The sequence below is a fragment of the Pedobacter jejuensis genome, from assembly GCF_003725795.1.
In the GTDB taxonomy this organism is placed as follows: domain Bacteria; phylum Bacteroidota; class Bacteroidia; order Sphingobacteriales; family Sphingobacteriaceae; genus Pedobacter; species Pedobacter jejuensis.
On the sequence record NZ_RBEE01000012.1, the window covers coordinates 332,825 to 349,691 of the forward strand.

General features: G+C 36.0%; 11 protein-coding genes. 5 read left to right on the forward strand and 6 right to left on the reverse strand.

Annotated elements, in window-relative coordinates; all coding sequences use genetic code 11:
• Positions 1-14: 14 nt before the first annotated feature.
• The 3 genes from glgB to D7004_RS09105 form a co-directional block, all read right to left on the reverse strand.
• Positions 15-2,000 carry a 1,4-alpha-glucan branching protein GlgB gene (glgB, locus tag D7004_RS09095; RefSeq protein WP_123205553.1) on the reverse strand — a complete coding sequence of 662 codons (1,986 nt, stop codon included), beginning with the start codon at positions 1,998-2,000 and terminating at the stop codon, positions 15-17.
• Between the two features lie 59 nt (positions 2,001-2,059).
• Positions 2,060-4,522: a glycoside hydrolase family 31 protein gene (locus tag D7004_RS09100; protein ID WP_123205554.1), complete on the reverse strand. Its 2,463-nt coding sequence runs from the start codon at positions 4,520-4,522 to the stop codon at positions 2,060-2,062.
• Between the two features lie 234 nt (positions 4,523-4,756).
• The gene (locus D7004_RS09105; protein WP_123205555.1) at positions 4,757-7,621 is read right to left on the reverse strand and encodes a TonB-dependent receptor; all 2,865 of its coding nucleotides are present in this window, start codon (positions 7,619-7,621) and stop codon (positions 4,757-4,759) included.
• 193 nt (positions 7,622-7,814) lie between these two features.
• Here D7004_RS09105 and D7004_RS09110 point away from each other — a divergent pair, with 193 nt between their 5' ends.
• The 3 genes from D7004_RS09110 to D7004_RS09120 are packed head-to-tail and all read left to right on the forward strand — an operon-like array spanning position 7,815 to position 11,612.
• Positions 7,815-10,244 (forward strand): penicillin acylase family protein, encoded by a 2,430-nt coding sequence (locus tag D7004_RS09110; RefSeq protein WP_123205556.1) that lies wholly within the window; start codon positions 7,815-7,817, stop codon positions 10,242-10,244.
• 5 nt (positions 10,245-10,249) lie between these two features.
• Positions 10,250-10,609 carry a hypothetical protein gene (locus tag D7004_RS09115; protein WP_123205557.1) on the forward strand — a complete coding sequence of 120 codons (360 nt, stop codon included), beginning with the start codon at positions 10,250-10,252 and terminating at the stop codon, positions 10,607-10,609.
• Positions 10,610-10,628: 19 nt separating this feature from the next.
• The gene (locus tag D7004_RS09120) at positions 10,629-11,612 is read left to right on the forward strand and encodes a LuxE/PaaK family acyltransferase (protein ID WP_208646811.1); all 984 of its coding nucleotides are present in this window, start codon (positions 10,629-10,631) and stop codon (positions 11,610-11,612) included.
• A 2-nt stretch (positions 11,613-11,614) separates the two neighbouring features.
• Here the strand turns inward: D7004_RS09120 and D7004_RS09125 are convergent, their stop codons facing one another.
• Genes D7004_RS09125 through tyrS form a run of 3 tightly spaced genes read right to left on the reverse strand, consistent with a single transcriptional unit; the run spans position 11,615 to position 13,893 of the window.
• Entirely contained in the window at positions 11,615-12,067 is a 453-nt protein-coding gene (locus D7004_RS09125) for an RES family NAD+ phosphorylase (protein ID WP_123205559.1), read from the reverse strand.
• Positions 12,067-12,546, reverse strand: a complete 480-nt coding sequence (gene parS / locus D7004_RS09130) for a type II RES/Xre toxin-antitoxin system antitoxin (protein ID WP_123205560.1) — start codon at positions 12,544-12,546, stop codon at positions 12,067-12,069. Before parS ends, D7004_RS09125 begins: the two co-directional genes overlap by 1 nt.
• 60 nt (positions 12,547-12,606) lie before the next feature.
• Positions 12,607-13,893 carry a tyrosine--tRNA ligase gene (tyrS, locus tag D7004_RS09135; RefSeq protein ID WP_123205561.1) on the reverse strand — a complete coding sequence of 429 codons (1,287 nt, stop codon included), beginning with the start codon at positions 13,891-13,893 and terminating at the stop codon, positions 12,607-12,609.
• 153 nt (positions 13,894-14,046) lie between these two features.
• Here tyrS and D7004_RS09140 point away from each other — a divergent pair, with 153 nt between their 5' ends.
• Complete coding sequence (locus tag D7004_RS09140) at positions 14,047-14,721, forward strand: ACP phosphodiesterase (protein ID WP_123205562.1); 675 nt, start codon at positions 14,047-14,049, stop codon at positions 14,719-14,721.
• Between the two features lie 59 nt (positions 14,722-14,780).
• Positions 14,781-16,799 (forward strand): NAD-dependent DNA ligase LigA, encoded by a 2,019-nt coding sequence (gene ligA / locus D7004_RS09145; RefSeq protein ID WP_123205563.1) that lies wholly within the window; start codon positions 14,781-14,783, stop codon positions 16,797-16,799.
• Positions 16,800-16,867: the final 68 nt, after the last annotated feature.

Sequence of the window (16,867 nt, forward strand, 5' to 3'; positions counted from 1 at the left end):
TAAATATTTGAATACTACTTACTTTTAAATATTATAACTGCCAATGGTGGTAAAGTAACAGAAATTGAAAATTGCTGATTGTTGTAACCATCTTCAACTGGAACTATATCTCCTCGGTTATTGATTCCGCTTCCATAATAAACGATATCATCTGAATTAAATATTTCCTTCCATTTGGTTTTAAAAGGAACCCCAATTTTATAATTTTCGCGGACAACCGGAGTAAAGTTTAAAGCAATAACTAAAGTATCTTTCGCTTTTGGTCCCTTACGCATATAAACAAATACCGATTCATCTCGATTATCAGCATCCAGCCATTCAAATCCCTCATAACTAAAATTAAAATGGTACATGGCAGGTTCTTTTTTATACAAAAAGTTTAATGCTTTAACGGTTTCCTGCATTCCTTTATGTGGTGGGTATTGTAGCAAGTGCCAATCTAAAGATTGCGTAAAGTTCCATTCGTTGGTATCGCCAAACTCATTGCCCATAAACAAAAGTTTTGCTCCTGGGTGTGTGTACATATAAGCGTAAAGTACCCGCAAATTTGCGAATTTTTGCCATTCATCTCCTGGCATTTTATACAACATAGGCGATTTACCATGAACAACTTCATCATGAGAAAAAGGAACCATAAAATTCTCTGTAAAAGCATAAGTCATGCTAAAACTGAGTAAATTTTGATGATGCTTTCGTTCTATCGGGTCAATTTTGAAATACTTTAAGGTATCGTTCATCCATCCCATCATCCATTTCATACCAAAGCCTAAACCGCCTTCGTGTACTGGATGTGTTACGCCATGGTAAGTGCTACTTTCTTCAGCAATGGTTTGCACACCTTCAAAATTACCATAAACGGCAACATTTAAATCTTGCAGAAACTGTATTGCACCTAAATTTTCACTTCCGCCATATTCATTTGTTGCTGCATCTACATCTTCTCTGGAGAAATTAAAATACAACATGGATGCAACGGCATCTACTCTTAATCCATCGGCATGATATTTATCCAACCAAAACAAAGCATTGCTTATTAAAAATGAACGTACTTCATTCCGGTCGTAATTGAAGATGTAAGATTTCCAATCCGGATGAAAGCCCTTTCTCATATCTGCATGCTCGTACAAATGGGTTCCATCAAATTCGTATAAACCATGTCTGTCGCCTGGAAAATGCGATGGCACCCAATCTAGTATTACGGCAATATTCGCTTTATGCAGCTCTTCAATAAGGAACATTAAATCTTGCGGCGAACCGTACCTTGAACTTGCACCGAAATATCCTGTAATTTGATATCCCCAACTTGGAAAATATGGAAATTCCATTATCGGCATCAATTCTACATGCGTAAAACCCATTTCTAAAATATACGGAACCAACGCCGCAGCAACTTCTCTACAATTTAAAACCCGGTCAGGCTCATTAGGGTCGCGTTGCCACGAACCTAAGTGCAATTCATAAACAGAAATGGGTTGATTTAATGCATTTATTTTTGGTCTTTTTGTTAGCCAGGATTTATCTTTCCAGCTATAATCAGTATCCCATATAATGCAGGCTGTTTGAGGTGGATGTTCCCAGCGCACCGCAAAAGGATCGCCCTTTAAATGTTCAGATTCATCAAAACCTTTAACAAAATATTTATACACATTACCCTTTTGCAAATTGGGGATGAAACCTTCCCAAATACCAGATTTATCCCATCTTTTATTTAGCGTGTGCGAAGTATTGTTCCATTCATTAAAATCTCCTACCACACTAACACGGATGGCATTTGGCGCCCATACAGAAAAATACGCACCTGCCGTATTTTCAACGCTTAACAAATGCGAACCCATTTTTTCGTAAAGGCGGAAGTGCTTGCCAACTAGAAATAAATCAACATCATAATCTGTAAATAGGCTATACGGCCAAACAGGCAAATTTTTATCAATGCTAGGTAATGTTACTTCAACTGCCTTTTTAGCTAGCGGTTTTGCAGATGCTTTTTTTGCTGCTACCATAAATTTCGGTTAGATTTTAATAACCCCGAAAGCCTTTTAATGTTTTCGGGGTTATGATTTTACAGACTAAAAATCTGTATTTCAACGAAGGTTTTGTTGCATTTGAAATGTAAGTTGTTATTATCATCGATAATAAAATCACTTACCTCCTTGCCATCAACACTTACTTTTTTTACTTTAAAATTAATGCCGAAAACGTTACAAGCATACAACTCATAATTTGGTGTGTATAGACCCTCGGTAAGTTGATTAATTTTTAAAGCTCCGCCATCTCCTTTTACGGTAAATTTCTTTTCCAGATAAATATCCTGCTCGTAAGCGAAAGTATCACCATGATCTTCATACATAAATGAATTCACTTCGTAATCACTATAGTATATGTTTAATATGACTTCGGTTATTACTTTTTCATCTACATACTGCATTACCGGGTATTCTGGCAAAACAGATCCGGCTCTGACAAACATTGGCATACTATCTATTTTTGCCTCTACAAAATGTTCGCTTTCACCTGCTAAAACCTCGTTTGTCCAGTAATTATACCAGGTTCCTTTTGGTAAATATACTGTTCGTGCTACTGCACCTTGTTCTAAAACCGGGCAAATCAGCAACTTATCGCCATAACAAAACTCATCTTGGCGGAAGTGATTGCTAATGTTTTCTTGTTCTAACATTACCAAAGGTCTTAGAATAGGAAAGCCATAACGGTGATGTTCCCAAAAAACAGAATACAAGTAAGGCATTAAACGATACCTTAGTTCGATAAATTTGCGGTTAATATCTTCGAAGAAATCTCCAAAGCTCCACGGTTCGCGTTCTGCGGTATCACCTGCGGAGTGTGCTCTCATAAAAGGTGAAAATGTACCAAGCTGTATCCAACGGGTAAATAGTTCTCCATCAGGCTCTCCGCTAAATCCACCGATATCTGTACCACAAAAAGGTACTCCAGAAACCGATAGCCTTTGACATTGGATATTGCCCATTTTTAAGTGTTCCCAGCTTGCAAGGTTATCGCCTGTCCAAACGCTTGCATAGCGTTGCATACCCGAATAACCTGCCCTGGTAATCGTAAATGGACGTTTATTACGCATAAGTTTTTTCAAACCTTCGTACGTAGAGCGCACCATTTGCATACCATAAACATTATGCGCTTTACGGTGCGAGCCACGGAAACCATCATAATTATGGCGAACGTCGTTCGGGAAGGTTCCTGAACCGAAAACCGCAGGTTCATTCATATCATTCCAGAATCCTGCAACGCCCATATCTACCAATTCTTTGTATAAATTACCCCACCAGCTACGCACTTTTGGGTTGGTAAAATCAGGAAATTGGCAACGACCTGGCCATACGTGGCCTTCCATATAATAATCATCGCTTCGGCGACAGAAAAATCTTTTTTCTTTACCCTCTTTGAAAACCCAATAATCATCATCTACTTTAATTCCGGGGTCAATCATTACAACGGTTTTAAAACCATCATCCGAAAGTTCTTTTATCATCCTCCTAGGATCTGGAAAGTATTTCTTGTTCCAGGTAAAGCAGCGATAGCCATCCATATAATCAATATCGAGATATATGGCATCGCAAGGTATTTTTCTTTCGCGAAATTGCTTTGCTATTTCTTTTACTTTAGATTCTGGATAATAACTCCAGCGGCATTGCTGGTAACCTAAAGTCCATTTTGGAGGCATTGGATGTGTACCCGTTAAACTGGCATAACGTTTAACAACATCCATCATGTGCGGTCCATGGATGTAGTAATATTGCAACTCGCCACCATCCGACCAAAAACTGGTTTTATTTACATCTTCGCTACCAAAATCAAAATATGATTTAAAAGTGTTATCGAAAAATATACCATAAGCCGCCTGGTTATGCAAGCCAATATAAAATGGGATTGTTCTGTATAATGGATCCTGATTCCAACCGAAGGAATAAGCATCGGTATTCCAGTTTTCGAATCTTCGTCCGCGTAAATTGAAATTTCCAGATTTATCGCCTAAACCAAAGAAATTTTCTTCGGGATGGCATTTTTTTGTGGCGTAAATATAGTAGCCACCAAAATCTGTATTTTCTTCCCAGTGCATGGAGTTTGCTTCATCAACCATCAACGTACCAGTAACGTTATCAGAAAACGAAATATGAAAATTTGCCTTATCGATTTTACATGTTACCGAATGGGTAGAAACGGTGTAGCTATCCTCTTGCTCCTGCATTTTAAATACAGAAACCTTTTGATCAACCTCTGGTACTGCGTAAGAAAAATCATCTAAAAAAACACCATGCGGTGCCAAACGAACGCGAATAATTTCATCGCTAACTACTCTAATTTCTACTCTAGCATCACCATCAGAAAAATAAAAACGATTGCCTTCTTTTTTTACTTTTTTAACTGTACCTAAATATTGCTTAACAATTGGTTTTACAGATATATCAACCGGATTATTTAAATGCTGTATCTCTTGCTCTTTATCAATAAGATCATTAACCTCGCCCGATTTGTCTTGTGTGTCTTCCATCCTTATTTATTCAAAATTAATATTTAATTGCCCTTAAACTGGGATGTGCTTAAGAAAGTACTATAATACAAATATTTTACAAAAGGCAAGGTAATAATTGATAAAAAAGGCTTTATAAATGATATGGTGTATATAATTATGGCTTATGATAAAGGCCGAACACACAAAATGTTATTCAACTAAAAAGCCCTCATTATTACGCAAAATAATGAGGGCTTCAATATTTTACTGATTTTAAGGATTGAAAGTAAAGCCTAAATAATAAATTGCTCCAGCTGCCGGGTTACCATAAGAGGTAATGTAATATTTATTTAAAATATTCGAGCCACCCAGTTTTATTGATGACATAACCGATGGGATTTTTAAGCTAACCTGTGCATCAACAGAACTATATGAAGGAACATCACCAGAGGCAAATGATGAGTTCCAATAAAATTTATCTTGCCAACGGTACGACACATTAAAACCAAAGTTTTTAATGATTTCTTTATTTCCAAAGCCTAAATTGAAACGAACTTTTGGGGTATTGAAATCGTTGATGTAGTTTACAGGAAGATCTCCAATTTGATTGTAGGATACGTTTCCGCTAAAATTATAATTTCCAACCAAATAATCTAAGCCCAAAGCTGCACCATACGAAGTAACCTCGCCGGCTGCATTTACAGGAACACCAAATTTAACAAAAGTTGGACTAGCTAACGTACCTACATTTTGGTAAACATCTACAGCGGTAATAAAGTCTTTATACATATTATAATAACCGTAAGCATCAATTAATAAGTTTGGAAGGATTAAGCCTTTATAACCTAACTCGTAAGATTGAACACTTTCCGGGCGAACACCTCTATCATCAAAGGTATATTGTTGCAATAAAGCTGGGTTTGGTGTACCAACTGCTGCCGAACCAACAAAAGCACGATAACTAACATCAGTAAATGCTTTGTTGCCGTTTAGGTTATACTTACCGAACATAATTTCTGGCAAACCACCAATTAAGCGCTGAGAACCACCACCAACTGATAAATCGATGTATTGATTTTGTGTTGTTGGATTACGATAACCTGTTTGATAAGATACACGAATGTTATTGTTTTTAGCTACTGTGAAAACCCCTGTGATACGTGGTGTAAAACGACCTTCAAAATTCATGCTCTTATCATAACGCCCGGCGAAGGTAAATTTCACCTTATCGTTAAATAACTTTTTACCAATCTGTGCAAAAGCACCGTACTCGTTAATATCGATAGATTCGTTTAAATCATTAAAAATCGTACCCGCCGAATTTAAATCATATAAACGGTAAGATGCACCAACCTGAAACTCAACAACATTATTAAATGCATTGGTGAAATTGTACATCCCTTCATAATGATACAAATTGGATTTATCATCAAACTTAGCACCATAAATACCTTTTGTAAAATCTGTCGAGCTAATGGTGGTGTTCATAATTCTTTGCTTCGCAGTTTCAAATTGAGCACTTCCAGGTTCAAAACGACCTTGGTTTGCAGCGCCTCTTGCTATTGCATGAGCCGATGCATCACTTTGACCCGCAGCACGAGCACCTACATAATTGCCAATGTATTGAGGAAACCATGTTGTTGATGGTTTAGAAACCTCATTGATATAACTTCCCAAAATAGAAGAAATGTATGAATCTCCCGAGCGCTCTTGCGTAGTGTAGGCTTTTACAAAGAAATCCTGTCCTTTAACTTCCAATTTGTATTGGCCAATATTAAAATTACGCAATGAATAACGATCAGAACCAGTGTAAACTGATGTTCCTGTTCCCCAATTTGCCTGCGCAACAGCCTGAACTGTATTTGTTATATTATAATAAGCTGCACCAGATACTTTTAGAGATTTAGTATCGTAATCAACTAAGTTTTCTTCATTATAACCTGTTCTGGATACATTTTGATTCGGTATTAAACCGGGAGTATTTAACCCAACAAAAAATGGTTGGGTTTGAGCATTAGAGGCTAAGAAAGTATTAATCTGCGCCTGACTTGGAACCAATCCTCCAGTTGCAGTACCGTAATTTCTTATGTAAGTTGCAGTACCGGCAGCCACAACACTTTGAGCAACGTTGCGCATATTCTGACTTACTTCATCACCATAAACATTTATACCGTCATAATTCGTATCGCTATTACGGTCGCCACTTTTAGCAGTTCTAGCATTGCGATCAAAGTTCGAATAATTGTTACCGAACCAATCTTTAGCCTGCAGAAATGAGAAAGCTGCCTTTACTCCAAATTTATTATTCCATGATTTGGCCAATCTCACATCCAATTGATTGTATGGCTGAACGCTAGAATTGTTATCATTTACGTGGTTAACACCTGTTTTATATTGAAAACTTGCACCTTGATATTTAAAGGGATCTTTCGAAGTCATCAATAAAGTTCCATTGATACCTCCTGCACCATATAAAGCCGATGAAGCTCCCGGCAAAAGTTCAACATTATCAACATCAAGCTCTGTGATACCAACGATATTACCTACCGAAAAATTAAGGCCCGGCGCCTGGTTATCCATTCCATCGATGTACTGATTAAATCGGGTATTGCCATTGGAGTTAAAACCACGAGTATTTATTGATTTAAAAGTTAAACTCTGCATACTGCTTTCAACACCTTTCATATTATTAATGGCATCGTAAAATGATGGTGCAGCAATTTCTCTTATCGATGCAGCACTCATTCGCTCAATTGAAACCGGCGATTCTAAAATTCGCTCTGGTGTTCTTGAAGCAGAAACTACAACATCGCCACCTAAAATGGTTCCTGCTTCCATTTCTATAGTTATGCCGGTTGTTGCACCTGTAACTTGCTGTTCTATAGTTCCATATCCAACATAACTAGCGGATAACGTAAAGGGAGCTTTTGCTGCCGTAGTAAAAGAAAATGCTCCTGAAGTATTTGTCGCCGTTCCACCCGATTGACCTTTAACAACCACAGTTACACCAACTAATGGTTCTCTAGTTTGTTTATCTTTTACGGTTCCGCTTACGGTTATGTTTTGAGCTTGTACGGCAAAACCTGTTGCGCACACAAGTAAAAACACATAGAAAATCTGTGTAGAAAGTTTGCTCATAAGATGTTTATTATTTGGTTATTCCTTATATTTAGTTAGTTAAACCTAAACCCTTTTTTTGAATTAAACAAATTATGTTAGCATAATAATTTTAATATCAATTTTATGATTTTGATTCATATTTAGTTTATCGTAATTTGCAATGATATTGCCATACAACTAATTTACTAAATATCGATCTTGGCTAACCATTATGAATAAAATCAAGGCGCTTTGCTGCATTCTCATTCCAATTGCATTGGCATTTTTACTAAATACAAAAATTGGCAGCACACCCCCACTACTCAAATTCTTAAATCCATTTATGGGGTTTTGGCAAAATGCTGAAAATAACCATTTCATGTTTAATCATAAAGCAAAAATTAAAGGCGCAATTGATGAAATAGAAATTGTGTTTGATGATAGAATGATACCACACATTTTTGCTAAAAACGACCATGATTTATATTTAGCGCAGGGTTATGTTACGGCTATGCATCGCCTTTGGCAAATGGATTTCCAAACCCGTTTTGCAGCTGGTAGAATTAGCGAAGTTGTTGGTGATAAAGCCATCGAAGTAGATAGATATCAACGGAGAATGGGTATGGTATATGGCGCAGAAAATTCTTTAAAAGGAATGATGGCCGACCCTAAAGTTAAAGAAATGATTTTGGCTTATACTGATGGGATTAACGCTTATATTAAAACATTGTCTCACGCCAATTATCCAATAGAATATAAAATTTTGGATTTTAAACCTGAAAATTGGTCGCCGATTAAATGTGCATTGTTGCTTAAACAAATGTCGGCTGTTTTGGCTATGGGTTCTGATGAATTTTACATGACGAACATCATGAAAAAATTCGGACCAGATGTTACTAAAGACTTATTTCCTGACTATCCTTTTCGTGAAGACCCTATTATCCCGGTTGGTACAAAATGGAATTTCAACCCACTTCCTACTCCAAAAACACCCGAATCATTTACCAATGCGCAGACTGGTGATGTAAAAACAAAAGAGAAAATTGAAGGTATAGGAAGTAACAATTGGGCATTATCGGGCTCAAAAACTGAATCAGGTTATCCTATTCTGGCAAACGACCCACACTTAGATTTAACCTTACCATCCATTTGGTATCAAATTCAATTGCATGCACCAGGTGTAAATACTTATGGCGTATCATTACCAGGTGCACCAGGAGTGGTTATTGGCTTTAACGGCCAAATTGCTTGGGGCGTTACTAATGTGGCGGCTGATGTGTTGGATTTCTATCAGATAAAATTTAAGGATAATACACATAAAGAATATTGGTTTAACAATGCGTGGAAACCAACCAGTTCTCGCTTAGAAACCATAAAAATTCGTGGCGCTAAAGATGAGATTGATACTGTGTATTATACCCATCACGGTCCTGTTGTTTATTTCCAAAAGCCCAAATACAGTAGGGCAAATAATGTTCCTGTTGGCAATGCATTGAGATGGATAGCACATGACGAATCGAATGAATTGATGACTTTTTATTACCTCAACCGTGGTAAAAATTATGATGATTATAGAAAAGCCCTTACATTTTATACCGCTCCTGCACAAAATTTTGTCTTTGCAAGTATAGATAATGATATCGCAATCACACCAAACGGCAAGTTTCCTTTGAAATGGAAAGACCAGGGTAAATTTATATTGGATGGAACAGATAAAGCTTATGATTGGCAAGGCTGGATTCCGGCTGCTCAAAATCCAACGGTTAAAAATCCATCGCGAGGCTTTGTAAGTTCTGCTAATCAATCTTCAACAGATAAAACATATCCGTATTACATTAATTGGGAATTTGGAGCTTACGAACGTGGTAAACGCATTAACGACAGACTTGGTGCAATGACTAAAGCTAATGCCGATAGCATTCGGTTAATGCAAACAGATAATTACAGCATTATGGCTCAAAATTTAATTCCAGCATTAATGCCGTTGGTTAATAATGAGCAATTAAATGCAACACAGAAAGAAGCTTACAGTTACTTAACAAAATGGAATAAGCGATATGATGCCAATGAAATTGCAGCCAGTGTATTTGAAATTTGGACCAAGCGATTAAGTTACGATATCTGGAACGATGAATTTGAAGTGGAAGGCATACCCATGCGATATCCATCAAGAGATAGAACTGTAGAAATGATTTTAAATCAACCAAATGCGAAATGGTTTGATAATGTTAAAACACCGTCGGTAGAAAAACTTTCAGATTTAGTTAATGAAGCTTTCAAATACAGTTGTGATAGCCTCGAACGCAGATTTGGACCAATAAATAAAGATTGGAATTGGGCAAATGTTAAACAAACCAATGTTCCTCATCTGGCAAAAATTCCAGGCTTTGGCTCAAAAGTTTTGCTTATAGGCGGAGCTAAAAGTACCATCAATGCCATCAGCGAAACGAACGGACCATCATGGAGAATGGTTATTGAATTAGGGAAAAAACCAAAAGGCCATGGCGTTTATCCTGGTGGACAATCAGGTAATCCGGGTAGTAAATTTTATGATAACATGATTGATACCTGGGCAAATGGCCAACTTTATGATTTATTCTTTATGCAAACTCCAGATGATAAATCTGGTACAATTATCTCTCGTTTAAAAATTTCTAAATAAATAAAATGGTTTTCCTAGTTATATTAATTGTTTGTTTTCTGCTTCAAATGATAGCCCCATGGTGGATTATTATTGTAATTGCTTTTGCCACTTGTGGTATTATTGGTAAAACAGGTAAAATTGCTTTCTGGCAATCGTTTTTTGCTATTTTTTTATTGTGGATTGGATATGCATTATTTAAAAGTTTACCAAATGATAATGTTTTGGCAAGCCGCGTTGCAATAATGACCGGCGTAAAAATATGGTGGGTTTTATTATTGGTTACCGGAATATTGGGTGGACTTGTGGCAGGTATAAGTGGCTATTGCGGGTATCAATTTCGCAAAGCAATGCTTATTAAAAAAACTGACGAAAAATTAGCATAAGGCTTTGTACTTTTGCCTTGTGAATCTTACTCCTGAAAATATCTTTTCCATTCAAAATGCTGTAGAATTTGAAGCCTTAGCTTTAGAAATATTTAGGTTTCAAGCTAAAAATTGTAAAGTTTATTCACAATATATTCATCATTTGCATATTGATACCGACAATGTAAACAGCATCAATGACATCCCCTTTTTACCAATAGGTTTTTTTAAAACACAGTCTGTTTTAAGCAATACCGAGCCAGTAGAAATAACATTCAGCAGTTCCGGCACCACAGGAATGGTTCAAAGCAGCCATTATGTTACTGATGTAAAACTTTATGAACAAAGTTACCTACAAGCTTTTAATCAATTTTATGGCGATGTAAAAGAATATTGTTTTTTAGCACTCCTTCCATCCTATCAGCAACGTTCGGGTTCTTCTTTAATTTATATGGTTAATGATTTGATTGTGAAAAGCACCCATCCACAAAGCGGTTATTTTTTGTACAACCACGATGAACTTTTTGAAACACTCATAAATTTAAAATCAGAAAATCAGAAAACTGTTTTAATTGGTGTTACCTACGCATTGCTCGATTTTATTGAGCACTATAAAATAGAATTTCCTGAACTTATTGTAATGGAAACTGGTGGCATGAAAGGTAAACGTAAAGAAATGGTAAGAGATGAATTACACCAGCAACTTACAACAGGTTTTGGCGTACCAGCAATACACAGCGAATACGGAATGACCGAATTGTTATCTCAGGCATATTCGTTAGGTGAAGGAATTTTTAAATGTCCGAATTGGATGGAAATTCTGATTAGGGACACTAACGACCCTTTAACATTAATAGAAAATGGGAAAACAGGTGGTATAAATGTAATTGATTTAGCTAATATTAATTCATGCTCATTTATTGCTACGCAAGATTTAGGGAGAATAATTAGTGATAAAAGCTTTGAGGTTTTAGGCCGTTTTGATAATGCAGATATCAGAGGCTGTAATTTATTGGTTCAATAGATTTATAAAAGCCTGTTATCAAAGTTAAATGGCTTAACCTCAATAATTTTAATTTTATCCGCTAATGAATGATTAACGTTCATCATATAATTATACTCATCAATAATTATAGCAGATGGTACCTTTAATAGCAAATATTTATTCTCATTAACAAAAGCATCACCCATTTTAGCCAATCTATTTGGTGCCGGATAACTTTTCCAATCTTCAGGCAAATCTTCTATCTCCAGCGTTTTAATAGATTTTTCTGGTAGTTCAAAAACGGTTAAACAAAAATTTTTAGAATTTATCATCGAATTTTTGTTTACCAAAACTTCCAATGCAGCCAACGCTCTATTGCTAGCCATATAGTGTAATGGTATTCCAACCGAATTCCACCTGCCACCATATAATTTTGCACCAGTACCGCTAAAATCTTTTGCGTGTAAGCAATTGCTAATTCTATATAAAACCATTAGCTAAATACGCCGTACTCTATTCTGCCTAATATATTTAAAACCATTTCAAAGCCAATTCTGGTATCCAACAAATTAAAGGGAATTTCACCGTTAAGGGCAAGATTTGGTTCTTTAAGCCAAACATTAAATGCTTTAATGCTTCCCAATACTTCGGTACCGCGTTCGTATAAACGTGCCAACTCTATTGCTCTATCAGCATGTTCAGTTTTAACTAATGTTGTTGGTGTGTATCGTTGTAAAGTTCTTTCAGAAATGTGCAACACATTTGCAACTTCTTCAATAGTTAAAGAAATTTGTTTCGCTAAAGCAGTAAGCGATTTTTTAGAAATGCCTTTTCTAGCCAGATTAAGTAGATCAAAATCAGTTGGATGAGCATATTGACTACCCATCATTGCCACCATAGGTGTTGAAACCGTAGCGGTGTACAAGCCCATTGGTTCTTCGGCTAGATTAGTACTTTCAAGTTTTCGTTTCATAAAAACAGACAATTATACTCAAATATATACATTTTGTCTGAAATGTATATATTTTCTTCTTTATTCTGCAATTAGTAAGAAATAGTTCTTTTTACCTTTTTGTACAACAATAAACTTGTCGTTAATTAAATGTTCAGCATTAAATATTTGTCCGAATTCTAAAACCTTTTCCTTGTTTACAGAAACTCCGCCACCTTGAACTAATTTTTTCGCTTCTCCTTTTGATGAAGCTACAGCAGATTTTTCTGCTAACAATGTTGCAGCATCTATGCCACTAGCCAATTCTACTTTTGAAATATGAAATTGCGGTATACCTTCGAACATTTCTAAAACCTGATTTGCAGATAAGCTTTTCAAAAACTCTAAAGAACCGTTTCCAAATAAAAACTCTGAGGTTTTAATGGCAGTATCTAGCGCTTCCAAAGAATGGGTTTTTACTGTTATATCTTCAGCCAAAGCTTTTTGTAAAATCCGCAAATGTGGTGCTGCATTATGTTCAGCTTCTAAAGCCTCAATTTCTTCTTTAGTTTTTAATGTAAAAATTCTAATCCATTTTTTTACATCATCATCAGATGCGTTTAACCAGAACTGGTAAAATTTATATGGCGATGTTTTCTCTGGATCTAACCAAACGGCTCCACTTTCTGTTTTACCAAATTTAGTACCATCGGCCTTTTTAATCAATTGAGTAGTAATGGCATAAGCCGTTCCAGCGTCTTTTCTTCTAATCAATTCTGTTCCGGTGACAATGTTTCCCCATTGATCTGAACCTCCCATTTGCACCAAACAGTTATTATTCTTCCATAAATAGTAGAAATCATAACCTTGAATTAACTGGTAACAAAATTCGGTAAATGATAAGCCCGAATCACCTTCTAAACGGCGTTTAACGCTATCTTTGGCCATCATGTAGTTAACGGTAATGTGCTTACCAACATCCCTAATAAATGTAAATAAGTTCATATCCTTAAACCAATCTGCATTGTTAACCATCACTGCACCATTGCCAGCATCCTCAAATTTTAAAAATTTAGCCAATTGCGCTTTCATACCTTTAAGATTGTGCTCAATCATTTCTTCGGTTTGAAGGTTCCGCTCGTCTGATTTTCCTGAAGGATCACCAACCATACCTGTAGCACCACCAACCAAGGCAAATGGCTTATGACCAGCATTTTGAAAATGAATTAGCGTCATGATTTGAGTCAAATGACCAACATGTAACGAATCTGCAGTAGGGTCAAATCCGATATAACCAGAAGTCATACCTTCGTTTAATTTTTCTTCAGTATTCGGCATAATGTCGTGTAACATGCCTCTCCAACGTAACTCTGCAACAAAATTTGTCATGGTATAAAATTATTGCGCAAAGATAGTTTTTTGAGTGTAAAGCTGAAAGTAGAATTATAAAGCCTAAATCTCTTTGTCAAACTGAAATGTTATATTGTGGTTAAGATATTTTAGTAACCAAAATTTCGAAGCGATAAAAACTATATTTACAAAATGAACTTTCTTTCCCATTTTTACTTCGACAGGTTTAACAACAACGCCAATGTGGTAATGGGCGTTGTATTGCCTGATTTGGTAAAAAACGCATCGAAAGAAGCAAACCTATATCCTCAAAAAAACGAATTTTTGTTTATTGGTAATATTGATGAAGAATCGCTATTGAAAGGCTGGAAAAGACATTTAGCTGTCGATTTGGTTTTTCATTCTTCACAATTTTTCTTAGAAAAAACAGCTGCACTAAAGCAGTTAATTGTTCCGGTAGTAGAAAACACACCCATCAGACCATCATTCTTAGCACATATCGGTCTGGAATTGCTGCTTGATCATCTTCTTATCGAACACAATTTAATACATGTTAATCATTTTTACGACAAACTAATTGAAGTAAACAAATCATCATTAAGCGATTTTTTAGAACACTGTAAATTGAAAAATCCAGAAGCATTCTTTAAATTTCTTGATCAATTTATCAGCAGTAAATATCTATTAAGTTATCAAAAATTAGAAAACATCAGTTATGCATTAAATAGAATTTGCATGCGACTGTGGCCAGAAACTTTAACAGAAAATCAAGTTAGTGAGTTAACTTTTCAGCTTTCCATCTTTAAAGAAATCTTACAGAAAGACTTTATGGATATTTTCAATTCAATTGAAAGTAAATTGGTATAAAATTCCAAATAAATAAGCCTTTTCATTAACCAATTCAACCCTTTTTTTATATTTGCTACATGTCGCAATCTACCGTAAAAGAAGAAATGGATGCTTTGGTTGCTGAGTTAAATCAGCACAATTACAATTACTACGTGTTGGCTATGCCCACAATTGGCGATTTTGAATTCGATAAAAAACTGAAGCTTTTGGCCGAATTGGAGCAGGCAAACCCAGATTTTGCAGATCCAAATTCACCAACACAACGCGTTGGTGGCGACATTACCAAAAATTTTATTACAGTTCAGCATAAATATCCAATGTTATCATTGGGGAATACTTATAACGAACAAGATTTACGTGATTTTGATGAACGCATTAGAAAAGCAATTGGTGATAATTTTGAATACGTTTGCGAGTTAAAATTTGATGGCTTATCCATCAGTTTAACTTACCAGGATGGAAAACTAATAAGAGCAGTAACCCGTGGCGATGGTACAAAGGGCGATGATGTTACCAATAATGTTAAAACCATACACACTATCCCACATCAACTAAAAGCAAAACACGCCCCTGAACATTTCGAAATTCGGGGTGAAATTTTTATGCACAAAGCAGCTTTCTTACGCTTAAATGCTGCGAGAGAAGAGCTTGGTGAAATTCAATATGCAAATCCAAGAAATTTTGCTTCTGGAACCATCAAAATGCAGGATAGCAAAGAAGTAGCAAAGCGACCTTTAGATGGATTTATTTATTTCCTTTACACAGACAAAAACGAATTTAAAACCCATTGGGATAGTTTAAATGCCGTCAAAGATTGGGGCTTTCATGTTTGCGAGCACAACAGGTTAGTTAATAACATTGATGATGTTTTGGCTTTTATTCACCATTGGGAGGAAGAGCGCTTTAAGCTCAGTTATGATATTGATGGAATTGTAATTAAAGTTAATAGTTACGCCCAACAACAAGAACTGGGTTTTACAGCAAAATCACCTCGTTGGGCAATTTCATATAAATATAAAGCTGCTGAAGTAGAAACCATCCTCGAGAAAGTAACCTATCAGGTCGGTCGTACCGGTGCGGTTACGCCTGTTGCCAATTTAAAACCTGTTTTATTGGCTGGCACAACAGTTAAAAGAGCTACATTACATAACGCCAATGAAATTGAACGACTTGATTTGCATGAAGGCGATACCGTTTATGTAGAGAAAGGTGGTGAGATAATTCCAAAAATTATCAGAGTAAATCTGGATAAACGAAAATCGGGAACCGAAAAGGTTAAATATTTACACAATTGCCCCGAATGCGGCACAGAACTAATCAGAAAAGAAGGAGAAGCCGTACATTATTGTCCAAATGATGAAGGTTGCCCACCACAAATTATCGGCAAAATTCAGCATTTCATTGGTCGCAAAGCGATGAATATTGATGGCTTGGGCGATGAAACGATTGAAACTTTCTACAAAAGAGGATTATTAAACCATATTAGCGACCTATATACCATTTACCAAAAATCTGAACAGTTAAAAAGTATCGACCGATTTGGTGAACGCTCAATAGAAAACATGCTTGGCGGGATCGAGAAATCAAAACAAATGCCTTTTGAAAAAGTATTATTCGGTTTAGGCATTAGGTATGTTGGCGAAACCGTTGCAAAAAAACTTGCCATCGGGGTTAAAAACATAGATAATTTAGCCAAAGCAAGTTTAGAAGAACTAATTGCCATTGATGAAATCGGACAAAGGATAGCTGAAAGTATTGTTGAATATTTTGGAAAACAAGAACACTTAAAGCAAATAGAATTATTAAAAGCAGCTGGATTACAATTCGAAATCGAAGAGAAAGTAATAACCTTGGATAGTGATGCACTAATTGGAAAAACATTTGTAATTTCGGGCGTTTTTGAAGAATACAGCAGAGAGCAGCTAAAAGATTTAATTGAAGCCAATGGCGGGAAAATTTTAAGCAGCATATCTTCTAAGTTGGATTATCTGGTAGCTGGTGAAAACATGGGTCCGTCGAAATTAGAAAAGGCTACAAAACTAAACGTTCCAATAATCAGCGATACCGAATTACTAGAAATGATAAAATTAAAATGAAAGCATGAATGGGTTAGTGGATGAATGATGGAATAACATTCATTCAGTCTTTCATTCAAAATTCAATA